The 23,339-nt window shown below is 64.7% G+C and carries 19 protein-coding genes; 10 read left to right on the forward strand and 9 right to left on the reverse strand.

Annotation, left to right across the window (positions count from 1 at the left end; genetic code table 11):
• Positions 1 to 91: 91 nt before the first annotated feature.
• Both ASC94_RS18305 and metH read right to left on the reverse strand, forming a co-directional pair.
• The gene (locus ASC94_RS18305; RefSeq protein ID WP_056398301.1) at positions 92 to 478 is read right to left on the reverse strand and encodes an SPW repeat protein; all 387 of its coding nucleotides are present in this window, start codon (positions 476 to 478) and stop codon (positions 92 to 94) included.
• A 66-nt stretch (positions 479 to 544) separates the two neighbouring features.
• Positions 545 to 4,327, reverse strand: a complete 3,783-nt coding sequence (gene metH / locus ASC94_RS18310; protein ID WP_056398304.1) for a methionine synthase — start codon at positions 4,325 to 4,327, stop codon at positions 545 to 547.
• Positions 4,328 to 4,454: 127 nt separating this feature from the next.
• On the opposite strand from metH, the gene ASC94_RS18315 reads away from it, so the two are divergent.
• Entirely contained in the window at positions 4,455 to 5,273 is an 819-nt protein-coding gene (locus ASC94_RS18315) for a glycosyltransferase (RefSeq protein ID WP_056398310.1), read from the forward strand.
• Between the two features lie 99 nt (positions 5,274 to 5,372).
• Complete coding sequence (locus ASC94_RS18320) at positions 5,373 to 5,780, forward strand: 4-oxalocrotonate tautomerase (RefSeq protein WP_056398313.1); 408 nt, start codon at positions 5,373 to 5,375, stop codon at positions 5,778 to 5,780.
• A 20-nt stretch (positions 5,781 to 5,800) separates the two neighbouring features.
• Here the strand turns inward: ASC94_RS18320 and ASC94_RS18325 are convergent, their stop codons facing one another.
• The 3 genes from ASC94_RS18325 to def form a co-directional block, all read right to left on the reverse strand.
• A complete protein-coding gene (locus ASC94_RS18325) occupies positions 5,801 to 6,721 on the reverse strand; it encodes a LysR family transcriptional regulator (protein ID WP_307718847.1) in 921 nt (306 codons plus the stop codon).
• Positions 6,722 to 6,819: 98 nt separating this feature from the next.
• Complete coding sequence (gene fmt, locus ASC94_RS18330; RefSeq protein ID WP_056398317.1) at positions 6,820 to 7,779, reverse strand: methionyl-tRNA formyltransferase; 960 nt, start codon at positions 7,777 to 7,779, stop codon at positions 6,820 to 6,822.
• Positions 7,780 to 7,850: 71 nt separating this feature from the next.
• Complete coding sequence (gene def, locus ASC94_RS18335; RefSeq protein ID WP_056398321.1) at positions 7,851 to 8,393, reverse strand: peptide deformylase; 543 nt, start codon at positions 8,391 to 8,393, stop codon at positions 7,851 to 7,853.
• 162 nt (positions 8,394 to 8,555) lie between these two features.
• On the opposite strand from def, the gene ASC94_RS18340 reads away from it, so the two are divergent.
• The 5 genes from ASC94_RS18340 to ASC94_RS18360 all read left to right on the forward strand — a co-directional run bounded on the left by ASC94_RS18340 (position 8,556) and on the right by ASC94_RS18360 (position 14,802).
• Positions 8,556 to 9,659, forward strand: a complete 1,104-nt coding sequence (locus ASC94_RS18340) for a LysM peptidoglycan-binding domain-containing protein (protein WP_056398323.1) — start codon at positions 8,556 to 8,558, stop codon at positions 9,657 to 9,659.
• A gap of 8 nt (positions 9,660 to 9,667) precedes the next feature.
• Entirely contained in the window at positions 9,668 to 10,870 is a 1,203-nt protein-coding gene (gene dprA, locus ASC94_RS18345; RefSeq protein WP_056398326.1) for a DNA-processing protein DprA, read from the forward strand.
• A gap of 52 nt (positions 10,871 to 10,922) precedes the next feature.
• Positions 10,923 to 11,387 carry a DUF494 family protein gene (locus ASC94_RS18350; protein WP_056398329.1) on the forward strand — a complete coding sequence of 155 codons (465 nt, stop codon included), beginning with the start codon at positions 10,923 to 10,925 and terminating at the stop codon, positions 11,385 to 11,387.
• A 187-nt stretch (positions 11,388 to 11,574) separates the two neighbouring features.
• Positions 11,575 to 14,265 (forward strand): DNA topoisomerase III, encoded by a 2,691-nt coding sequence (locus ASC94_RS18355; RefSeq protein WP_056398332.1) that lies wholly within the window; start codon positions 11,575 to 11,577, stop codon positions 14,263 to 14,265.
• A gap of 120 nt (positions 14,266 to 14,385) precedes the next feature.
• The gene (locus tag ASC94_RS18360) at positions 14,386 to 14,802 is read left to right on the forward strand and encodes a hypothetical protein (protein ID WP_056398335.1); all 417 of its coding nucleotides are present in this window, start codon (positions 14,386 to 14,388) and stop codon (positions 14,800 to 14,802) included.
• Here ASC94_RS18360 and ASC94_RS18365 read toward each other — a convergent pair.
• Positions 14,786 to 15,505: a hypothetical protein gene (locus tag ASC94_RS18365; protein ID WP_157201511.1), complete on the reverse strand. Its 720-nt coding sequence runs from the start codon at positions 15,503 to 15,505 to the stop codon at positions 14,786 to 14,788. The genes ASC94_RS18360 and ASC94_RS18365 overlap by 17 nt on opposite strands.
• A complete protein-coding gene (locus ASC94_RS18370) occupies positions 15,505 to 16,095 on the reverse strand; it encodes a hypothetical protein (protein ID WP_229417333.1) in 591 nt (196 codons plus the stop codon). The genes ASC94_RS18365 and ASC94_RS18370 overlap by 1 nt, the downstream gene beginning before the upstream one ends.
• 122 nt (positions 16,096 to 16,217) lie before the next feature.
• Here ASC94_RS18370 and ASC94_RS32715 point away from each other — a divergent pair, with 122 nt between their 5' ends.
• From ASC94_RS32715 to ASC94_RS18380, 3 genes are all read left to right on the forward strand, one after another.
• On the forward strand, positions 16,218 to 16,385 hold the full coding sequence (locus ASC94_RS32715; protein WP_157201512.1) for a hypothetical protein: 168 nt from the start codon (positions 16,218 to 16,220) through the stop codon (positions 16,383 to 16,385).
• 211 nt (positions 16,386 to 16,596) lie between these two features.
• Complete coding sequence (locus ASC94_RS18375) at positions 16,597 to 18,204, forward strand: methyl-accepting chemotaxis protein (RefSeq protein ID WP_082616657.1); 1,608 nt, start codon at positions 16,597 to 16,599, stop codon at positions 18,202 to 18,204.
• 169 nt (positions 18,205 to 18,373) lie between these two features.
• On the forward strand, positions 18,374 to 18,793 hold the full coding sequence (locus tag ASC94_RS18380) for a hypothetical protein (protein ID WP_056399642.1): 420 nt from the start codon (positions 18,374 to 18,376) through the stop codon (positions 18,791 to 18,793).
• A 10-nt stretch (positions 18,794 to 18,803) separates the two neighbouring features.
• On the opposite strand, the gene ASC94_RS18385 is transcribed toward ASC94_RS18380, so the two are convergent.
• Positions 18,804 to 22,376, reverse strand: coding sequence for an ABC transporter permease (locus ASC94_RS18385; protein ID WP_056398345.1), 3,573 nt, complete (start codon positions 22,374 to 22,376; stop codon positions 18,804 to 18,806).
• Positions 22,377 to 22,386: 10 nt separating this feature from the next.
• Positions 22,387 to 23,280: an ABC transporter ATP-binding protein gene (locus tag ASC94_RS18390; RefSeq protein ID WP_056398349.1), complete on the reverse strand. Its 894-nt coding sequence runs from the start codon at positions 23,278 to 23,280 to the stop codon at positions 22,387 to 22,389.
• Between the last annotated feature and the right edge of the window lie 59 nt (positions 23,281 to 23,339).

Genomic DNA, 23,339 nt, shown 5'->3' on the forward strand with positions numbered 1-23,339 from the left:
CGGCCCACGTAGGGCGGGTTAGCGCGCAGCGCCTAACCCGCCAAGAGCGCCGCCAAGAGCGCCGCCAAGAGCGCCGCAAGAGCGCCGCCGATCAAGTCTGCGCCGCCCCCGGCCAATGCGTGCGCAGTTCCGGATCGGTGCGCATTTCCCACAGCGCCAGCACCGCAACCGCCACGCCGACCACGACGTTGTTCCACATCGCCGTCTGCGGCACGGTGACTTGCTCGGCCCGCGCCAGCACCCAGGGCGATACGGCCACCCAGATCCCGACCAGCAGGTTCAGCACCACGGCCCAGAAATAGGTTTTGTACAGGTCAAACGCCGCCAGCGCCGCCATGACCGCGCCGGTAACGAAGGCATTCCACGCCAGCTGCGAAGGAACGCCGTATTCAAATACCCAGGGCGTGATGAACTGCCACAAGCCGAGCAGCAGGATCAGCTGATCCTGCCAGCGTTTGATTGCGACTTTGATTTCCATATGGCCTCCATGATGTAGTGAGTCACACCATGCTTAGGCCATCGCAGCGCGCGAAGGTTCCGTTTTTTACAGGTTGGGCGCCAGGTAGCGTTCCAGTTCCACCTTGTCGATATTGCGGCGCGCCGCCATGTCTTCGAACTGGTCGCTGCCGATTTTTCCAACCGTGAAATACTTCGATTGCGGATGCGCGAAATAGAAGCCGGACACGGCCGCGCCAGGGAACATGGCGAACGACTCGGTCAGCTCCATGCCGATCTCTTCCGCCTGCAGCACCTTGAACATATCGGCTTTCACCGTGTGCTCGGGGCAGGCCGGGTAGCCCGGTGCCGGGCGGATGCCGGCATATTCTTCGGCGATCATCTGCTCGTTGCTCAGCGTTTCGGCGGCGGCATAGCCCCACAGGTCCTTGCGCACGCGCTCGTGCATGTACTCGGCGAAGGCCTCGGCCAGGCGGTCGGCCAGGGCCTTCAGCATGATGGACGAGTAGTCGTCGTGCGCGTCTTCAAAGCGCTGCTCGTATTTCTCGATGCCCAGGCCCGAAGTCACGGCGAACATGCCGATGTAGTCCTTGATACCGGACTCCTTCGGCGCGATGAAATCGGCCAGGCACTGGTTGGGGCGCTGCACGCCGTCGATAATCGGCTTCACGCCCTGCTGGCGCAGGCCGTAGTAGGTGAAGGCCACGGTGTCGCGCTGGTCGTCGGTATAAACCTCGATGTCGTCGTCGTTCACGCTGTTGGCGGGCAGCAGCGAGACCACGCCGTTGGCGGTGAGCCAGCGGCCGTCGATCAGTTTTTTCAGCAGCGCCTGGCCTTCTTCGAACACCTTGGAAGCGGCTTCGCCCACCACGTCATCGGTGAGGATGGCAGGGAAGGGGCCGGCCAGGTCCCAGGTCTGGAAGAACGGGCCCCAGTCGATGTAGTTGGCCAGCAGCGCCAGGTCCACGTTCTTGAACACGCGGCGGCCGATGAACTTCGGCTTGACCGGCTTGAATTCCAGCTTGGCCTTGTTGGCGCGCGCGGCGGCCAGCGAGACGGTGGGCAGCGCCTTCTTGTTGGCGTGCTGCTCGCGGATGCGCACGTAGTCCTGCTCGATCTCGGCGATGTACTGGTCGCGGCTCTCCGGCGTCAGCAGCGACTGCGCTACCGACACGGAACGCGACGCGTCCGGCACGTACACCACGGGGCCCTCGTAGTTGTGCGAAATCTTCACCGCCGTGTGGGCGCGGCTGGTGGTGGCGCCGCCGATCAGCAGCGGGATCTTCAGCATGCGGAAGTGCTCGTCGCGCTGCATTTCCTTGGCCACGTGGGCCATTTCTTCCAGCGACGGCGTGATCAGGCCGGACAAGCCGATGATGTCGGCATTTTCCAGCTTGGCGCGCGCCAGGATCTCGGAGCAGGGCACCATCACACCCATGTTCACCACTTCGAAGTTATTGCACTGCAGGACCACCGAGACGATGTTCTTGCCGATGTCGTGCACGTCGCCTTTGACGGTGGCGATCACGATCTTGCCCTTCGGTTTGGCGACGATGCCGGTGCGCTTTTCCTCGGCCAGCTTTTCCTCTTCGATATAGGGGATCAGGTGGGCCACGGCCTGCTTCATCACGCGCGCCGATTTCACCACCTGCGGCAGGAACATCTTGCCCTGGCCGAACAGGTCGCCGACGATGTTCATGCCGTCCATCAGCGGGCCTTCGATCACGTGGATCGGGCGGCCGCCCGAAGCCAGCACCTGCTGGCGCATCTCTTCGGTGTCGTCGGTGATGAACTGGGTGATGCCGTGCACCAGCGCGTGCGCCAGGCGCTTCTCGACGATGGCGTTGCGCCACTCCAGGTTCTGTTCCTGCGCCTTGCCGCCGGCCTTCAGCGTGCCGGCGATTTCGATCATGCGCTCGGTGGCGTCGTCGCGGCGGTTCAGCACCACGTCTTCCACGCGCTCGCGCAGCTCGGCCGGCAGGTCGTCATACACGCCCACCATGCCGGCGTTGACGATACCCATGGTCATGCCGGCCTTGATGGCGTGGTACAGGAACACGGTGTGGATCGCTTCGCGCGCCGGGTCGTTGCCGCGGAAGGAGAAGGACACGTTGGACACGCCGCCCGAGATCTTCGCGTGCGGCAGGTTGTCCTTGATCCAGCGCGTGGCGTTGATGAAGTCCACCGCGTAGTTGTTGTGCTCTTCGATGCCGGTGGCGATGGCGAAGATGTTCGGGTCGAAGATGATGTCTTCCGGCGGGAAGCCGACCTGCTCGGTCAGCACCTTGTAGGCGCGTTCGCAGATCTCGATCTTGCGCTCGAAGGTATCGGCCTGGCCCTTCTCGTCGAAGGCCATGACGATGACGGCGGCGCCGTAGCGGCGGCACAGTTTGGCCTGGCGGATGAATTCCTCCAGGCCTTCCTTCATCGAGATGGAGTTGACGATGGATTTGCCCTGCACGCATTTCAGGCCTGCTTCGATCACGCTCCACTTGGAGGAGTCGATCATGATGGGCACGCGCGAGATGTCCGGTTCCGACGCGATCAGGTTGAGGAAGCGGGTCATGGCGGCCAGCGAGTCCAGCATCGCCTCGTCCATGTTGATGTCGATCACCTGGGCGCCGTTCTCCACCTGCTGGCGCGCCACCGACAGCGCTTCGTCGTACTGCTCGTTCAGGATCATGCGCGCAAACGCTTTCGAGCCGGTGACGTTGGTGCGCTCGCCCACGTTGACGAACAGCGAGTCGTCGTCGATGGTGAACGGCTCCAGGCCGGACAGGCGTTGCGCTACTTTCACTTCCGGCAGCACGCGCGGCTTGGTGTCCTTCAGCAGCGCGGCGATGGCGGCGATATGGTCCGGCGTAGTGCCGCAGCAGCCGCCGGCCACGTTGATGAAGCCCGCGTCGGCGAACTCGCGCAGCAGGGCCGAGGTGTCGGCCGGCAGTTCGTCGAAGCCGGTGTCACTCATCGGGTTGGGCAGGCCGGCGTTGGGGTAGATGCAGACGAAGGTGTCGGCGATCTGCGACAGCTCTTCGGCGTAAGGGCGCATCAGTGCAGCGCCCAGCGCGCAGTTCAGGCCAATGGTCAGCGGGCGCGCGTGGCGCACCGAGTTCCAGAACGCAGGCACGGTCTGGCCGGACAGGATGCGGCCGGATGCATCGGTCACGGTGCCGGAGATCATCAGCGGCAGGCGCTCCTGCTCCGGGCGCTCTTCGAAGTACTGGTCGATGGCGAACAGCGCGGCCTTGCAGTTCAGGGTGTCGAAGATGGTTTCCACCAGCAGCACGTCGGAGCCGCCGTCCACCAGGCCGCGCACTTGCTCGTAGTAGGCGGCGACCAGCTGGTCGAAGGTCACGTTGCGGGCTGCGGGGTCGTTCACGTCGGGCGAGATCGACGCGGTCTTGGGCGTCGGTCCCAGGGCGCCGGCCACGAAGCGCGGCTTGTCGGCGCTGCTGTACTTGGCGGTGGCGGCTTTCGCCAGCTTGGCCGCTTCCACGTTCATCTCGTAGGCCAGGTGGCCCATGTGGTAGTCGTCCTGCGCGATGGAGGTGGCGCCGAAGGTGTTGGTTTCGATCAGGTCCGCGCCGGCTGCCAGGTAGCGTTCGTGGATTTCCTGGATCACCTGCGGCTGCGTCAGCGTCAGCAGCTCGTTGTTCCCCTTCACGAACAGCTCGCGCGCACCGCTGCCGGCAGGCGCGGCGAAGTCGGCAAAGCGGCCGGTGGGGCCGCCGCGGTAAGCCATTTCATCCAGCTTGTACTGCTGGATGATGGTGCCCATCGCGCCGTCCAGGAACATGATGCGCTTGGCGAGCATGTCGCGCAATTGGGCTTCGGTCTTGGAATAGCGTGGCTGGCTGGCTTTGTTGTTCATTTCGTACTTTCGCGACGTGGCTGGGTGGAGGCCGGGTGATGCGATACCGGGTCTAAAATTATACGGCATTGCAGCATCGGCGGCATAAGCTGGAGCAATACCGCCGTTGTTCCGGTAACATTGCGCCATGAAGATCACCGTTATCATCTCCGCGCACAAAAAGCGCCGCGAAATGGAGTTTGTCCTCACCGGCTACGCCGCCCAGACCCGCATGCCGGACGAAATCATCGTTTCCCAGGACGGCGAGTTCCCCGAGATCGCCGAAGCGGTGGAGAGCTGCCGCCACCTGGACCTGCCGCTGATCCACCTGACCCAGGAACACCGGGGCTTCGGCAAGTGCCGCGCCCTGAACAAAGCCATTTTGCGCGCCAGCGGCGACCTGTTGCTGTTTACCGACGGCGACTGCATTCCGCGCGATGATTTCGTCGAAACCTACCTGCGCCTGAGCCGCCCGGGGGCCTTCCTGGCCGGCGGCAGCCATATCAGCGTGCCGGAACCATACCATTTGCATAACGACCTGCGGCCCGCAATCCTGGACCAGAGCCTGTTCGACTATGCCTTCCTGAGCACCATCCCCGGTTTCGACAAGAGCCGTAACCGGCTGCTGCGCAACCCGCGCCTGCAGCGCTTCTACGATTTCCTCTCCCCGCGCAACGCCTTCAGCGGGGCCAACAGCTGCGCCTTCCGGCACGACGTGCTGGAAGTGGGCGGCTTCGACGAGAGCATGGCCTACGGCGGCGAGGACCTGAACATGGGCCTGCGGCTCAACAACATCGGCGTGCGCGGCGTGCGCGCGCGGCACTCCATCGTCAGCCTGCACCTGGACCACGGGCGCGGCTACTACGACGCCGCCCTGCACCAGGCCAACCAGGACTGGAACAAGGAAGTGCGCAGCCAGCGCCACGTGTTCCCGCGCGTGTCTCCGATCCGCCAGCTCAAGCCCTGACTGTGCGCGGCGCGCACAAATCCTGTGCGCCTGGACGGCTGGTGCGGGCAGGGCGGGCGGCCTACCATGGGTTCACTGTCAACCCACCGGAGATCCGAAATGCCCATCCTGAACCTCACCCTGTCCACCGCCCCGAGCGCCGAACAATCGCAGCGCGCCGCCGCCATCCTGCTGCGCCTGACCAACGACATCCTGCACAAGGCGAAGCCGCTGACGTCCATCGCCATTTCGCACGTGCCGCAGCAGCACTGGTACATCGGCGAGCAATCGCTGGCGCAGCAGGAGCGGGCCAGCTTCTTCCTCGACATCAAGATCACCGACGAGACCAACACGGCGATAGAAAAGGCGGCCTACATCAAGGCCGTGTTTGACGAAATGGCCGGCCTGCTTGGCCCGCTGCATGACGTCAGCTATGTCCACATCGACGACGCCCGCCCCGCCGCCTGGGGCTACGGCGGCCTCACCCAGCAATACCGCGCGGTGAAGAAAATGGAGCAGGCTGCGTAGTTGCAGCCGCAGCCGCAGCCTCAGGCCCAGCCGCGCTCGCGGTAGTGGGCGGCGGCGAAGTCCACGAAGGCGCGCACTTTCGGCGACAGGTGGCGGCTCTGCGGATAGAGCGCGTACAGTTCGCGCGGGCGTTGCGGGTAGCCCGGCAACAGCGCGGTCAAGGCGCCGCGCTGCACGTCCTCATGCACGATGAAGGCGGCGGCGCTGATGATGCCGAGGCCCGCCAGCGCGGCCGCGCGCAGGGCGACGCTGGTGTTGGCTTGCAGGCTGCCCTGCACGCTGACCGTCTCAGGCGCGCCATCCGGGCCGTTGAACGTCCATTCGCGCGGGTCCCGGGCCTGCGTGTAGGCCAGGCAGTTGTGCCCGCGCAGCTCGGCCGGCGTGGCGGGCGTGCCGTGCTGTTTCAGGTAGGCCGGGCTGGCGGCCAGCAGCAGCGGGCTGTCGGCCAGTTTTTTGGCCACCAGCGTTGAATCGGGCAGGCCGCGCGTCAGGCGCAGCGCCACGTCGAAACCGTCTTCGATCAGGTCGACGATGCGGTCGTTGCAGACCAGGTCCACCTTCAGTTCCGGGTATTGCGCGATGAAGGCGGGCAGCCAGCCGGCCAGTTCCAGGGTGCCGAACGCCATCGGCGCGTTGATGCGCAGGCTGCCGGAGGGCCGCGCCTGGTGCCGGCCGACGGCGCGGTCGGCGTCGTCCAGGGCGTCGAGGATCTGGCGGCTGGCTTCGTAGTACTGCTTGCCCGCGTCGGTGAGCGCGAAGCGGCGCGTGGTGCGGTTCAGCAGCTGGGCGCCCAGGTGGGCTTCGAGCTGCTTGATCTGGCGCGAAACGGCGGTGTGGCTGAGGTCCAGCGCCTCGGCGGCAGCCGTGAAGCTGCCCAGTTCGACCACGCGGCGCAGCGCGCGCAGCGCAGCCAGCTGGTCGATGCGGGCCGGCTCAGCCAAGCGAAGTGCCCGCTGCGCACCGTGCGGGTAACCGGGCCGGAATGCGCGCCGCAGCCGGCGACTGGCGGCGCAGCGGGCGCATGCGGCGCATTGCCGCCTCAGGCGAAGCGCAAGCCATCCAGCGCGAAGCCCTTGATGAACTCGGCCGCCGGCAGGCGCTTGCCGCCCGGCTTTTGCAGCTCGGTCAGGCGCAGCGAGCCGCCGCCACCACAGGCCACCACGATGCCGTGCTGCGCGTCCGCCGCCAGCACCTGGCCGGCCGGGGCCGGGCTGTCGGCGTCCAGCACCTCGGCGCCCCACAGCTTGACGGTCACGCCGTTCACGTCGCTGTGCGCGCCGGGGAAGGGATTGAAGGCGCGGATCTTGCGGCCGATCTCGCGCGCGGACTGGCTGAAGTCCAGCGCCGCCTCTTCCTTGCTGATCTTGGCGGCGTAGGTGACGCCCGCTTCGGGCTGCGGCACCGCCTCGACGATGCCGTGCTCCATCTTCTGCATCACCTTGACGATCATGCGCGCGCCCATGGCGGCCAGCTTGTCGTGCAGCACGCCGGTGCTGTCCTGCGGGCCGATGGGCAGGCGCTCGATCAGCAGCATGGGGCCGGTGTCCAGGCCTTCTTCCATCTGCATGATGGTGACGCCGGTTTCCGCGTCGCCCGCTTCGATGGCGCGGTGGATGGGCGCGGCGCCGCGCCAGCGCGGCAGCAGCGAACCGTGGATGTTGATGCAGGGCTTGATGTCGAGCGTGCTGCGCGGCAGGATCAGGCCGTAGGCGGCCACCACCATGGCGTCGTAGTCGGTGGCCAGCAGCAGCTCATGGGCTTGTTTGGCTTCGGCGGCGCGCTGCGGGTCCTTGCTGTCCATGCGCAGCGACAGGGGCTGCGCCACGGGAATGTTGTGCGCCAGGGCGTACTGCTTCACGGCGGAAGGGTGCAGGTGCATGCCGCGTCCGGCCGGGCGGTCGGGCTGGGTCAGCACCAGGGGGATCTCGAAGCCCGCTTCGTGCAGGCTTTGCAGCGCAACGGCTGCGAATTCGGGTGTGCCCGCGAAGATTATTTTCATTTTTTTCCTCTTGAGTTGGCACTAAGCCGCATGGCCGGGCGGTGCCGGCCTTGCAGGGTCCATCAGCTGCGTCAGATACGGCGGCCCTGCTCGCACAGCGCTTTCTCGCGCGCCATGCCGCGCTCTTCCTTCATCATGCGCGTCTTGATGCGGTTGCGCTTCAGCGGCGACAGGTATTCCACGAACACCTTGCCCATCAGGTGATCCATTTCGTGCTGGATGCACACGGCCAGCAGGCCGTCCGCTTCCAGCTCGAATTGCTCGCCCTTGACGTCGAAGGCGCGCACTTTCACCTGGGAAGGGCGTTCCACGCCGTCGTACACGCCGGGCACCGACAGGCAGCCCTCATCGTACACCTGGCGCTCTTCACTGGCCCAGGTGATTTCCGGGTTGATGAGGGCGATCAGGTTGCTCTTGTCTTCGGTAATGTCGATGACAACAATGCGCTCATGGACGTCCACCTGGGTGGCGGCCAGGCCGACGCCCGGTGCGTCGTACATGGTTTCAGCCATGTCGCCGACCAGCTTGGCCAGGCGTGCATCGAAGGCGGTGACGGGCTTGGCGATCTTGTGCAGGCGCGGGTCGGGATAGCGGAGGATATTCAGTATGGACATGCGGATTAGTCGTGTGACTTAAAAATGCAACAGGCGCACCCTGCTGCGCAGCGTGGTTTCTCTTGCTAGTTCAGGGTATTATGGGCAGAATTTGATTCAGCAGGGCAACCTTCAGGTCGCGATCCAGCCTTTCGTCCATGCCCGCCTTTAACGGACATCTCAATGAAAAATTTTAGCACAGTCGGCGCACGCCTGTTGATCGCGACACTCATTTCCAGTGCGGCCGCCGCGTCGGCGCAGACCATGCACTGCGAATTCCGGCCCAACGCGCCGGACCAGCACGTGGTGGTCAAGGGCGATACCCTGTGGGATATTTCCGGCAAATTCCTGGAACGGCCCTGGTGCTGGCCCCAGGTGTGGGGCATGAACCGCGAGGAAATCCGCAATCCGCACTGGATCTATCCGGGCCAGATCGTCTACCTGGACCGCGCAGCGGGGCGCTTGCGCCTGGGCAACCGTGTCGGCGGGGCCGGCGCCGGTTCGGGCGACCCTTCCGCCTTGCGCCTGTCGCCGCAGCTGCGCATGGAAGGCCTGGGCAAGGATGCCGTGCAATCGATCCCGACCGGCGACATCGAGCCCTTCCTGACCCAGCCGCTGATCATCGAGGACGATGAGCTGAAGAACGCGCCCCGCATCATCGCGGCGCAGGAAGGCCACGTGTTCCTCGGCAAGGATGAAAAAGCCTATGTGCGCGGCGACCTCAAGGGCGGCACCTCCTTCCAGGTGTTCCGCCCGGGCAAGCCGCTGAAGGACCCGGTCACCAAGGCCGTGATCGGCCAGGAAGCTTTCTATTTAGGCACGCTCAAGCTGGTGGCGCCCGCCAAGGCCGGTTCGGAAGTGCACACCTTCACGGTGGCCACGTCCAAGGAAGAAATGGGCAAGGGCGACCTGCTGATGCAGGCGCCGCCCACGCCCCTGCAGAACTACGTGCCGCACCCGCCCGAGCGCCAGGTGCAGGCTGCCGTGGTGGCCATCTACGGCGGCGTGAGCCACGCGGGCCAGAACCAGGTTGTCAGTATTAATCGCGGAAAGCTTGACGGACTCGATATCGGATCCGTGCTGCAGCTGTACCATAAAGGGCAGACGGTGACCGATCCAGGCGCCAGCAAAGGCTGGCACAACCTGGGGAAACCGCAGGTCAAGCTGCCGGACGAGGAAGTCGGCAGCTTGTTTATCTTCCGCGTGTTCAAGCATATTTCGTACGGCCTGATCATGCAGGTGACCGCGCCAGTGGAAGTGGGCGACGTCGCCAAGTCGCCGGAGTAAGCCCCGCCGTGCAAGCCACGGATACCCCCGCCCCCGCCCCGCAGCCTGTGGGCCGCGCGGCACTCGCCAGTTGGCTGCGCCTGCAGCTGACGCCCGGCGTCGGCGTGACTGCCGGCGCCGCGCTGATCGCTGAACTGCGCCATCCCGACCGCGTGTTCGATGCCGGCCCCGACCGGCTGGGCGGCATCTTGTCCGAGGTGCTGGCCGACAGCCTGGTGCCAGCCGCCGTGCAGGCCCTGCGGGCGCCTTCCGCCGCCTTGCTCGATGAGGCGGCGCGCCTGGCGGACGCCGCGCTGGGCTGGCTGGCGCAGCCCGGCCACCAGCTCATGGCGCTGGACGATCCGGCCTTTCCGCCGCTGCTGCGCGAAATCCCCGCCGCGCCGCTGCTACTGTATACAAGAGGGCGGCGCGAACTGCTGTACCGGCCTGCCGTGGCCATAGTCGGCAGCCGCAACGCCAGCGCCCAGGGCGTGGCCAACGCGGACCGTTTCGCCGAGGCGCTGGCCGCTGCCGGGCTGACCGTGGTGTCCGGGCTGGCGCTGGGCATCGACGCGGCCGCCCACGCGGGCGGCCTGGCGGGCGGCGGCGGCCAGGGCGGCGCCGGCACGGTGGCTGTGGTCGGCACCGGCATCGACCGCCTGTATCCGGCCCGCAACCGCGAGCTGGCGCTGCGGATCGCCGCCGAGGGCTGCGTGGTCAGCGAGTATCCCCTGGGCACGGCGCCGCTGCCGGACAACTTCCCGCGCCGCAACCGCATCATCAGCGGCCTGGCGCGCGGCGTGCTGGTGATCGAGGCTGCCGCGCAGTCCGGTTCGCTGATCACGGCGCGCTACGCGCTCAACCAGGGGCGCGACGTGTTCGCCGTGCCCGGTTCCATCCATGCCACCCTGAGCAAGGGCTGCAACGCGCTGATCCGCGAAGGCAAGGCCAAGCTGACCGAGTGCGCCGCCGACGTGCTGGTGGATTTGCTGCCCGAGGCGCCGTCCGGCGCCGGCGCCGAGCGCCTGCAGGCCACCGCCCAGGTGCGCGCCGAGCTGGAAGCGGTGCTCAGCGCGCTTGGCCACGACCCGGCCCATGCCGACACCCTGGCCCGGCGCGCCGGCCTGTCCGCGGCGGACGCCCAAAGCCATTTGCTGGCGCTGGAACTGGCCGGCCTGGTCGAACGATTGCCGGGAGGCATTTTCCAGCGCCTGAGCCGGGCGGCCCGGTAAGGATGCGGTGCAGGGCTTGTGTTTCGCCGTTCTTAACTGTTAGAGTAGCGCCATGTTCGACATCCTTGTTTATCTCTACGAGACGTATTACCGCCCCGACGCGTGCCCGGAACCGGCCGCATTGGCGAGGAAACTGTCGGCCGTCGGTTTCGACGATGAAGAGATATCCGAAGCGCTGGTGTGGCTGACCGACCTCAATGAAATGGCCGGTGTCGAGCAGACGCTGACAGCCGCCTCCACCGGCACCCGCTACTACGTGGAAGAGGAGCAGGACGCGCTGGGCACGGCCGCCATCGGCTTTATCCAGTTCCTTGAAAGCGCTCAGGTGCTGTCGCCGCTGCAGCGGGAAATCGTGATTGAGCGCGCGCTGGCGCTGGATGAAATTCCAGTATCGCTGGGCAAGCTGAAGGTCATCGTCCTGATGCTGCTGTGGAGCCAGGGCAAGGAGCCCGACGCCCTGATGTTCGACGACCTGTTCGGTTCCGACGAAGATCAGATGCCGCGCCTGCTGCACTGAGCCCGCTTCCCGTTTGTTCCCCGCTTGCATGCCGCAAGACGACCAGATTACCCTATGCAGTGCCAGGCCGCCATACGGCGGCAACCATGCCGGGATTGCAAAAGTTCAGCATGCGGTATAAAAATTGTCTGTATGATGCGCATGCTGCGCCAAATCCAGAGTAAAAAAACAAGAGAATACGAAAACTATGAGCAAAACCCTCATCATCGCCGAGAAGCCATCTGTCGCGAACGACATCGCGAAGTCGCTGGGCGGCTTTACCAAGCACGATGAGTACTTTGAGTCGGACGAATACGTGCTGTCCTCGGCCGTGGGTCACCTGCTGGAAATCGCGGTCCCCGAAGAGCACGACGTCAAGCGCGGCAAATGGAGCTTCGCGCACCTGCCGATGATCCCGCCGTACTTCGCGCTGAACCCGATCGCCAAGACCGAGTCGCGCCTGAAAGTGCTCAACAAGCTGATCAAGCGCAAGGACGTCACCGGCCTGATCAACGCATGCGACGCGGGCCGCGAAGGAGAACTGATCTTCCGCCTGATCGCGCAGAACGCCAAGGCCAAGCAGCCGGTGCAGCGCCTGTGGCTGCAGTCGATGACGCCCAACGCGATCCGCGAAGGCTTCAACAACCTGCGCTCGGACGATGAAATGCTGCCGCTGGCCGATGCCGCACGCTGCCGTTCGGAAGCGGACTGGCTGATCGGCATCAACGGCACCCGCGCCATGACCGCGTTCAACTCGAAAGAGGGCGGCTTCTACCTGACCACCGTGGGCCGCGTGCAGACGCCGACCCTGTCGATCGTGGTCGAGCGTGAAGAGAAAATCAAGAAATTCGTCTCGCGCGACTACTGGGAAGTGCGTGCCGAGTTCATCTGCGCGGCCGGCGTGTACGAAGGCCGCTGGATGGATTCCAGCTTCAAGAAGGACGAGAACGATCCCGAGAAGCGCGCCGAGCGCCTGTGGTCCAAGGCCGCCGCCGACAGCATCGCACTGGCCTGCAAGGGCAAGCAGGGCAACGTCACCGAAGAATCCAAGCCGACCACCTCGATGGCGCCTGGCCTGTTCGACCTGACCAGCCTGCAGCGCGAGGCCAACGGACGCTTCGGCTTCTCGGCCAAGAACACGCTGGGCCTGGCCCAGGCGCTGTACGAGAAGCACAAGGTGCTGACCTATCCGCGTACCGATTCGCGCCACCTGCCGGAAGACTACCTGGACACCGTCAAGGAAGTGCTGGGCGTGCTGGGCCAGAACAATAACTACCATACCTTTGCCAAGCAGATCCTGGCCAAGGGCTGGGTCAAGCCGAACAAGCGCATCTTTGACAACAGCAAGATCTCGGACCACTTTGCCATCATTCCGACCGGCATCGCCCCGAAGAACCTGTCCGAGCCGGAGCAGAAGCTGTACGACCTGGTGACGCGCCGCTTCATGGCCGTGTTCTTCCCGGCCGCCGAGTTCCAGGTCACCACCCGCTACACCGAAGTGTCCGGCCACCAGTTCAAGACCGAGGGCAAGGTCATGACCAACGCCGGCTGGATGGCCATCTACGGCAAGGACGTGGCCGGCGACGACGACAAGGAAGGCAGCGGCATGCTGGTGCCGGTGGCCAAGGGCGAGAAGGTGCACACCGAGAAAGTCACGCCCAACGGCCTGGTCACCAAGCCGCCTGCCCGCTACACGGAAGCGACGCTGCTGTCCGCCATGGAAGGCGCCGGCAAGCTGGTCGATTCCGACGAGCTGCGCGACGCCATGGCCGGCAAGGGCCTGGGCACGCCGGCCACGCGCGCGGCCATCATCGAGGGCCTGCTGGGCGAGAAATACCTGCTGCGCGAAGGCCGCGAACTGATGCCGACCGCGAAAGCGTCGCAGCTGATGACCTTGCTGCGCGGCCTGGGCGTGAACGAACTGACCGCCCCGGAGCTGACCGGCGAATGGGAATACAAGCTGTCGCAGATGGAAAAGGGCCGCATCTCGCGTGAAGAATTCATGCGCGAAATCGCCCAGATGACGCAGATCATCGTCAAGCGCGCCAAGGAATACGACAACGACACCATCCCCGGCGACTACGCCACCCTGACCACGCCGTGCCCGAACTGCGCCGGGGTGGTGAAGGAGAACTACCGCCGTTTCGCCTGCACCAAGTGCGAATTCTCGATGAGCAAAACGCCGGGCAGCCGCCAGTTCGAGATCGCCGAAGTGGAGCAGCTGCTGAAGGACCGCACCATCGGCCCGCTGCAGGGCTTCCGCTCCAAGATGGGCCGTCCGTTCGCGGCCATCCTGCGCATCGTGCGCGACGAGGACATCAGCAATTTCAAGCTGGAGTTCGACTTCGGCCAGAACGACGAGGAAGGCGAAGATGGCGAGGGCGTGGACTTCACCGGCCAGACCCCGGTCGGCCCCTGCCCGAAATGCGCGGCCAACGTGTATGAGATGGGCCTGGCCTACGTGTGCGAGCACAGCGTGGCCAAACCCAAGACCTGCGACTTCCGCAGCGGCCGCATCATCCTGCAGCAGGAAATCCTGCCTGAGCAGATGAGCAAGCTGCTCAACGAGGGCAAGACCGACTTGCTGCCGGGCTTCGTTTCGCAGCGCACGCGCCGTCCGTTCAAGGCCTTCCTGGTCAAGGGCAAGGACGGCAAGATCAGCTTCGAGTTCGAAGAGCGCAAAGCCAAGCCGGGCGCCAAGCCGAAAGCCGGCAAGGCCGACGCGGCGGAAGGCGCCGAGGGGGCGGAAGGCGAAGCGGCAGCGGCAGCGCCGGCCAAGAAAGCCGCCGCCAAGCCGGCAGCGAAAAAAGCCGCAGCGAAGCCGGCAGCCAAAAAAGCTGCAGCCAAGCCGGCAGCGAAAAAAGCACCGGCCAAGAAAGCCGCCGCCACCGTGGAGTAAGCGGCGGCACAAGCGAACGGGACCTTCGGGTCCCGTTTTTATTTCAGGTTTCACAGCAAGCGCATCGCCGCTTCACATTCCTTTTCTATGCTTGGCTGATTGTCGTCATGGGGAACTGGTATGAAAGTCTTCGCTTCGGTGGTTGGCCTCTTCACGCGCTTGAGCTGTCTGCTGCTCGGCTTCGGCATTCCGCTTGTCTCCATTCCGCTGGCGCTGCTGGCAGGCGCGGTTCCGCAGGGAGAACCGTTCACGCCGGCCTGGCAGCTGGCGCTGTTTGTCATCGGCTGTGCCGGGCTGATCGGGGCTGGCTTTGCGATGTTCGCCGTGGGTTGGGGCGGGCGCTTCGATCGGCCGCTGTATCGCGGTGTGACCTTCGTGCTGCTGCTGATTCCGTTTGCGCTGGGGTGGGAGCTGATGGGGAGCCCGGTTCAGTTTCCGCCGACGCAGCTGGCTGTGGCGCTGACCGTCTTCACCGGGTGGGTGCTGCTGCTGTGCGTGCGTCCGGCCTTGCTGGCGCCGTCTAAGCCAGCGCTGTGACGCGCCAGTGGCCCGGTGCAAAGGGCAGGGTGGTGATCTCCGCCAGCGCGAAAGGCTGCGCCGCCAGGGCATCCGCATCGGGCACGTCCAGGCCCTCCTGCCAGGCGTGGTTGGAGCCTGCAACGCGCCAGCCGCCGCCCTTGTGCAGCACGGTGAATTCGCCCCAGGAGCCGGCGTCCGGCGCGGCCGGGGAAAAAGCGTCGCCAGGTCTACCGCAAGCCCAGGCCATCCAGCGTTCGCCGATGATCAGGTAGGCAACCGGTCCGCCTGCCGCCGAGCTTGCCGACTCCAGCCGCACGCCGCGCATGGGTGCCGAGGCCATGCGCACCCAGTCTTCCTCATAGCTGTTGTCGATGCCGGTTTCATGGACGGCGTCCTCGCTGTCGAAGCGCATCCAGCCCGCGTCCAGGTCGGCACTCAGGGCAGGGAAGGCGATCTCGGGCCGCCATTCGCAGCGTTCGCCAGCCACCATGGTCTTGCCAGCAAAGCCGGTCTGCGCGCTGAAACGCGCTTGTTGGACAGGCGACAGCGTGGCCAGCTGGGCGCGGCTGTCCATGGAAGGGCGGTCGATGGGGACACGCAAATCGATGTGGAAACTTGCTGACTGGAACCACCAGACTTGCGTGCTCAGGTCACTGGTGCCATTGCTGCGCCAGATACCGGTGCGTCGCCACAAGCCTTGATAGATCGCAGGAACTGTCATCACCGCAAGTCTTCGGTATAGAAGTAGACCGTGCCGCGTATGGCGGACGGAACTGCCTGCAGCGCGGCGGCTAGCGCCCTGGCGTCCGGTTCGGCCATGCCGCTCTTGGCGATGGTAACCGGTGCATAAGGCGCATGCGATGCTGCACGGTAAGAAACAATATGATCGAAATCAGGCCGGCTGTCGATCTCCTTGATGAGATATCGCTGTTTTCCGTTGCCTATTTGCACATAAGTTGCTCTAGGGTTTAGTTTTTCGGCCGGAGACAGCTGTCGGAACAGTAGAACTTTGTCCACCACCAACGTTGCATCGCTGTATTGCGTCTTGCCGCCTTGCTCGAAATGGCCTAGTACCAGCTGGGCTTTGAACTGCCGCAGCGGGTCGGCCGCGCCGGGCGCCAGCCGGTCCAGTTCGAACTTTTCCGGGTCCACCGTCCACAGCGCCGTCTTGCCGTCCAGCCGGCTTCGCAGCGCGGCGTCCAGCCTGGCGTCCGCCACATGCAGTTGTAGTACCACCTGGTAATCGTGCGGCGCATGGAACATGGGCAAATGCGAGGCATACAAGCCCTCCTTGCCGCCGAACAGTGCCATGCCGTGCACGCCGAAAGTAGGGCCGGCGGCCATTGCCGAAGCGGCAAGCGACCAGGCCACAGCCGTCATGGCTGCTGCGCGCGGCCACATTGTATGGATGAGTGTTTTCATGCCGCCATGGTATGCCGGTTCGCCCGTCCGTGCACAGCCTGTGCAAAGGCGCCTTCCATCCTGTCGTCCTGTCGTCCTACTGGGGCGGCACCCTCAAGACCCTGCCCAACCGCGCCGGCGTGGCCGCCAGCGCCAGTTTCGACGGCGCCGTGCCGGGCGCGTTGGAGGCTTATGCATAAAACTACGTAGTTTCCACTAGGCATTTTTTTGTGACTTCGTGTTAGAATCGTGGTCTTCCCTAGTAGTTCAGTCAATACCAAGTGCACCTGCGCAGGCTGCACGCTGTCACATCGTAGCAATCGTCACTTTCCCATGGACGCACTGGCACCAGTTCTCAGCCGGGGCGCGGTTGATCCGCCTGTGTCCCATACGTAGTTTTTGAGAGAAAAAATGAAAAACTTGAAAATCGGCACCCGCCTGGCCGGCGGCTTTGGACTCGTGCTGCTCCTCACTATGTTGATGACCTGGATAGGCTTGAGCCATATGCGCTCGGTCGCCGACGCCACCAGCGACATGATGCAGCAGCCCTTGGCCAAAGAACGCATGATTTCGGACTGGTATCGCCTGATCCACACCAGCGTGCGCCGCACCACCGCCATTTCCAAGTCCAGCGACCCCAGCCTGGGCCCCTTCTTCGCTGCCGACACCGCCGCTTCCACCAGCGAAGTGAACGAGTTGCAGAAGAAGGTCGAGCCGCTGCTGGAAAGCGACGCGGAAAAGAAGCTGTTCGCCGACATGGTGGCGGCGCGCAAACGCTACATTGCTTCACGCGACGCGATTGTGGCCTTGAAGAAGGAAGACAAGTTCGAGGAGGCGGCCGCCGTCCTGGAACAGCGTTTCATCCCCGACGGCAAGGCTTACCTGGACGCCCTCCACGGCCTGCTGACCATGCAGCGCCAGAGCATCGATGCCAATGCGGCCGGCATCAACGCCGACTACCAGGCCAACCGCCGCTTCATGCTGGCCTTCGCCGCCGTGGTGCTGGCGCTGGGCGGCATTTGCGCCTGGCGCCTGACGCGCGGCATCACCCAGCCGCTGGGCCGCGCTGTGGAAATCGCGTGTGCCGTGGCATCCAACGACCTGCGCAGCCATATCGTGGTCGACAGCACCGATGAAACCGGCCGCCTGCTGCAGGCGCTGAAGACCATGAACGACGGCCTGGCCCGCATCGTGGGCGAAGTGCGCGCGGGCACCGACCAGATCGCCACCGCGTCCGGCCAGATCGCCGCCGGCAACCAGGACTTGTCGGCCCGCACCGAACAGCAGGCGGGCAGCCTGGAAGAGACCGCTTCGTCCATGGAAGAACTCACCGCCACCGTGAAGCAGAACGCCGACAACGCGCGCCAGGCCAATCAGCTGGCCGCGGCCGCCGCGCATGTCGCCGAGCGCGGCGGGGCGGTGGTGGGGCAGGTGGTGGACACCATGGAATCGATCAACGCTTCGTCGCGCAAGATCGTGGACATCATCAGCGTGATCGACGGCATTGCTTTCCAGACCAATATCCTGGCGCTGAACGCGGCAGTGGAAGCGGCGCGGGCAGGCGAGCAGGGCCGTGGCTTTGCCGTGGTGGCCACCGAAGTGCGCAACCTGGCGCACCGCAGCGCTGCTGCCGCCAAGGAAATCAAGCTGCTCATCGACGACTCGGTGGGCAAGGTCGGCGCGGGCAGCCAGCTGGTTGAGCAGGCCGGCATGACCATGAGCGAAGTGGTGGACAGCATCAAGCGCGTGACCGGCATCATGGGCGGCATCACTACCGCCAGCGTGGAGCAGAGCGCCGGCATCGAGCAGGTGAACGAGGCGATGATACAGATGGATCATGTGACCCAGCAGAACGCCGCACTGGTGGAGGAAGCGGCCGCTGCGGCCACCGCGTTGCAGGAGCAGGCGGAATCGCTGGCGGACGTGGTGAGCGTGTTCAAGCTGTCGGAAGGGTACAGTCATGCGCCTGGGCTGGCTGTGCGCGGCACCGGCGTGCAGGCTTTGCGTCTGCGGGCCTGAGGCTTGGCGGGTTACGCACTGCGTGCTAACCCGCCCTACGGAACAATGTCCCTGGGCGGCGTAGGGCGGGTTAGCGCGTCAGCGCGTAACCCGCCAGCTCTGCAGTGTGCGCTGCAAATTTCCGAAAATGTGTAGAGTGTGACAACAACTACATGCTTTGGGAGAAATGATGCGAAATACCTTACTGAAACTGAGCGCCCTGTGCGCCGCGCTGCTGCTGTCTGCCTGCCAGACCTCGCCCACCTCCAACACCGCCGCCCAGGATGAGGCGCCTTCGCCGAAGAACCCCGAGTTCACCTCCGAGATGGCGAAATTCAACGCCCAGTTCCCGAATCCGAAAGTCAGCAAGTACGAGGACGAATCGATCGCCTACAACAATGCGCAGAAGTTTGACGAGCGCGGCAATTGCCACGGCAAGTCCAAGTACCCGGTCACCATCATGCTGCTGCTGGACGCGAACGGCAAAGTCACCAACACCGTCACCGACGTGGAGAACAGCAAGGCGGCCTGCTTCCGCCAGACCTACGCCGCCGTGCAGTTCCCCAAGCCGCCCATCGCGCCTTACCGCAAGGCGATCTTGCTGAAATAAACCCCGCCGCCTACTGCTCGACGGCGATCATATTGTCGTCGGGCTTGCGGTCGATCAGCTTGTTGTCCGGGTCGATGCCGGCCTTCGCCGGCCGGCCATTCACCACCAGCGTATACACGCCTTCCTTCTGCGCCATCAGCTTGCGTTCGCGCAGCAGGCTGTTGCCGTCCTTGTCGTCCACGCCCACGTCGATCAGGTCGCGGATCGGCACTTCCTTCTCGGCCCCCAGTTCATCCGCCCGCAGCTTGCTGGCGTGGACTTTCAGGGTGACCTCATACTTGCCGTCGGCCCGCTTGCGCGCGGTGGCGCTCAGCGCGCGGTTGTCGTGCAGCACGATGGAATTGAACAGGTCGTCGATCAGATAGGCCTGCTCGGGCGGGGCGATGCGGCGCAGCGCGTCCACCAGCACCGTCACGCTCGGATAGGGCGCGGTGTTGAATGCGTGCTTGGCCAGCAAGCCCTTCAGCACGGCGTTCACCTTGTCCTCGCCCAGGATGTCCTGCAGCTGGTACATGGCCAGGCTGCCCTTGCGGTAATGGATGTAGGGCTGGTTCTCGTTGTCCGCCAGCGGCAGCTCCTTCTTGTTCTCCAGCGCGCGGCCCAGCAGGTATTTGTTCAGGTCGTAGCGCAGGAAGCGGCGCATCTTGTCCGGGCCGTACTGCTTTTTCATCACCATCAGCGCCGAGTATTCCGACAGGGTTTCGCTCAGCACGGTGGCGCCGCGCGTGTCGCCGCCCACCAGCTGGTGCGCCCACCACTGGTGCGCCACTTCATGCGCCGTGATGTAGAAGGGATAGTCGATGTCCTTCGGATTCTTGTCGTCCACCTTGGCGATGAAACCCACGCTTTCCGAATACGGTATCGTGTTCGGGAACGATTGCGCAAACTTGGCGTAGCGCGGAAACTCGACGATGCGCACCACCTTGTGCTGGTAGGGGCTGTAGTTCTTGCTGTAGTAGTCCAGCGCATCCTTCACGCCCTTGGCCATGCGGTCCAGGTTGTATTCGTGGCCCGGGTGGTAGTAGATCTCGATGCCCACGTCCTGCCACCAGTCGTGCTTGACCGCGTAGCGCGCCGACTGGAAGGCGTAGAAGTTGAGGATGGGCTTGTCCATCTTGTAGTGGAAGTAGCGCCGGCCCTTGGCTTTCCATTCTTTCTCCAGGCTGCCCGGCGCCACGGCGATCTGGTCGGCGCTGGTGCTGATGGTGGCATCGAAGGTGACCCAGTCGGCGTCGTTGCCGAGGTAGTTGTTGGCCAGGCCCTTGGGATCGTCGCGCGGCAGTGCCCGCTCCTGCGCCGGCAAGCCGTGGCGCTTGCGGTCGCGCGGGTCGGTCAGCTCGGCCTGGCGCTGGTAGCCGATGTGCGGCAGCACGGTGTTGTTGAAGAAGGTGCCGTTGCCCACCACCGGCGTGTCCTGGCCCAGGCCGAGCATGCCCTTGGGCGCGTACTCGAGCTCGAATTCCAGCGGCATGCGGGCGCCCGCGGCCAGCGGCGTGGACAGGGTGTAGCGGTATACGCCCAGGTCTTCGTCTTTCATTTTCAGGTGCGCCACCTGGCCGAAGCGCAGCGGCCGCAGGTCGGCCGTGGTGTCCTGGGTGATGTAGATGTCGGTGATGGGCTGGCCGCTCTTGTTCTCCAGCATGTAGCGGCCCTTCACTTGCAGGCTGCGCTTTTCCGGCTCGATGGCCACGCCCAGCTGCACGTCGGTGATGCGCGGCTGCGCCAGGCCCGCCAGCTGCTTGTATTTGCGCTCGTAGTCCGCGCGGTCGGCCAGTTTCTGGTAGGTGGATTTATAGCAGTTGGCGATGTGCAGGTTGTAGAACAGCACGCCGCCCGCGCCCAGCACGATGCTGGCGCCCAGGGCCAGGGCAGCCAGCACCGGCATGGTCAGCGCATGGCGCGCGAGGGAGATGCGCTGGCGCCATTCATCGTTGTTGCCGCGCGCCCAGAACAGCAGCGACAGCACCACCAGGATCAGCGCGGCGCCACCCCAGTACAGCTCGAACCAGCGTTCGCGCACCAGGTAGTGGCCGTAGCCGTTCATGGCCGAGTAGACGAAGCTGGGCGAGGTGCCATACACCAGCAGCGGGTGCTCGATGCCCAGCGAGGGCAGGGTGATGCTGGCCACGTAGTACACGATCATGGCAAAGTGGGCCATGTACTTGTGGTTGATCAGCACTTGCGCGGCAATAGCCAGCACGGCCACTGCCGCGTAGGCCGGCAGCTGGATGGTGAACAGGTGCTGGAAATACAGGCCGGGCTCGAACTGGAAATAGCCGTTGAAGACCTGGATCGCCATGCCGCACAACATCACCACCAGCATCAGCAGGGCCTGCAGGCCGATCAGCGCGAACAGCTTGGACAGCATGGGCAGCCAGCTTGGCACCGGCAGCGCATCCAGCATTTGCGCCATGCGGTTCTCGCGCTCGCGCCACACCAGCTCGCCCGCGTAAAACGTGGTGATCACCAGCATGAACAGGGCGAAAGTATCGGTCACCATTTCCAGCACCATGTAGGTCACCGGGTAAGTCTTGGTGCCGTACATGGAACCCATGTCCAGCGCGCCGGCGAACATGGTTAGCACGCCGGCCAGCACGATCACCAGGAAATAGACGTTCTTCACCGTTTCGCGCAGGTTCAGCCAGCTCATCTTGGCCAGCAGCAGGCCCAGGCTGCGCGACTTGAAGTCCGGCGCCTCGTGCGTGTGGCTGGCCGAGTGGCTGATGCGCAGCGCCGGTTCTGCGTCGCCGCGCGCGTCGGCCTTGCCGCTGTCGATGCTGCTGACGAAGCGGAAGCGCCAGTAGCCCAGCAGCAGAACCACCAGCGAGAACGAGGTCCAGATCACGCGATTCAGCAGGTACACGCCTTCCGGCAGCACCAGGCGCGTGTTGCGCTCGGCGATGGGCCAGTATTCGGTGAGATTGATGGCGGCTGCCGTGCCGAAGGGGTCGATCAGCGCGGCCAGGGTCTTGTAGTCCAGGTCGCGCGCCAGGCCGGGCGCGACGATGTAGCCGATCAGCATCACCACGCTGGAGATATAGACCGGCAGCATGCGCCGCGTCAGCGCGGCCAGCACGAAAAAGATGGCGCCGAAGATGAACAGGTTGGGCAGCAGTGTGGTGAAGTAGGGGATCAGCCAGGCCGCCAGCGGCGGGTTGCCCAGCCGCTCGGGATCGATGCCGGGGATGAACGTACCCAGCCAGGCGCCCAGCAGGATGGAGGAGAACACCACGGCCAAGGTCAGGTAGGCGCCGATGAAGCGGCCCAGCATGTACTGGTATTTGCGGATCGGCGCGCTGAAGAAGAAGTGGTGCATGTCGTATTCAAAGTCCTGCTGCACCGAGCGGCCCATCATGGCGGCCACCACGATCACGCCCAGGCAGCCGAGGAAACTGGCCGTGAACATGATGGAGCGCGGCGCGTTGATGAAGACGCGGCCGCCGAAGGTGACGGTGGCTTCCTTGAATACGCCGCCGGCGGCCGCCATCCACAGCAGGGCCAGCAGCAAGAACATGCCGAAATAAACCCAGGTGGACAGCATTTTCAGGCGCTGGCGCGCTTCGAACAGGGCGATGGCGAACATGGCGGCCGCCTTAATCGCAGCGGTCGGCTGCGCTGTGGCGGCCGGCGATGGTGGCGAAGTAGAGGTCTTCCAGGTCGCCGATGGCTTCCTCGAAGCCGTCGCCCGGATCGTCGTCGCTGTAGACGTGGATCAGGGTGCGGCCGGACAGCAAACGGGTGGAGATGACGGCGTGGCGGGTCTGGAACTGCTGCAGGTCTTTCTTGTCCACGAAGCGCGCCCAGATCTTGCAGCTGACATCGTCGATCAGCTGCTGGGTCTGGCCGGCCAGCAGCAGATGGCCTTTGTTGATGATGGCCATGTTGGCGCACAGGTCGGCCACGTCGCTCACGATGTGGGTGGACAGGATCACGGTGCGGTCTTCGCCGATGTCCGACAGCAGGTTGTGGAAGCGCACGCGCTCCTGCGGATCCAGGCCGGCGGTGGGTTCATCGACGATGATCAGCTTGGGGTCGCCCAGCAGGGCCTGGGCAATGCCGAAACGCTGGCGCATGCCGCCCGAATACGTGCCCAGCTTCTGGTGGCGCACTTCGAACAGGTTGGTCTGCTGCAGCAGGCCGTCCACCACTTCGCGCCGGCGGGCGCGGTTGGACAAGCCTTTCAGCACGGCGAAGTGGTCCAGCATTTCGTAGGCCGACACCTTGGGGTAGACGCCGAAGTCCTGCGGCAGGTAGCCCAGCAGGCGGCGGATCTCGTCCTTTTCGTCCAGCACGTCCAGCTCGCCCAGGAACACCGAACCCGAATCGCATTCCTGCAGCGTCGCCAGCGTCCGCATCAGGGTGGACTTGCCGGCCCCGTTAGGGCCCAGCAAGCCGAACATCCCGGCCGGTATCGTGAGCGAAATATTGTCCAGCGCCACCACCCCGTTGGCGTAAGTCTTGGACAAGTTGCGGATGCGTAATTCCATGCTGACTCCTATTGTGTCCTGCTGCGCTGCAACAGGACATACCACTATTCAATGTTGGC

Source organism: Massilia sp. Root418, assembly GCF_001425265.1.
In the GTDB taxonomy this organism is placed as follows: Bacteria; Pseudomonadota; Gammaproteobacteria; order Burkholderiales; family Burkholderiaceae_D; genus Rugamonas.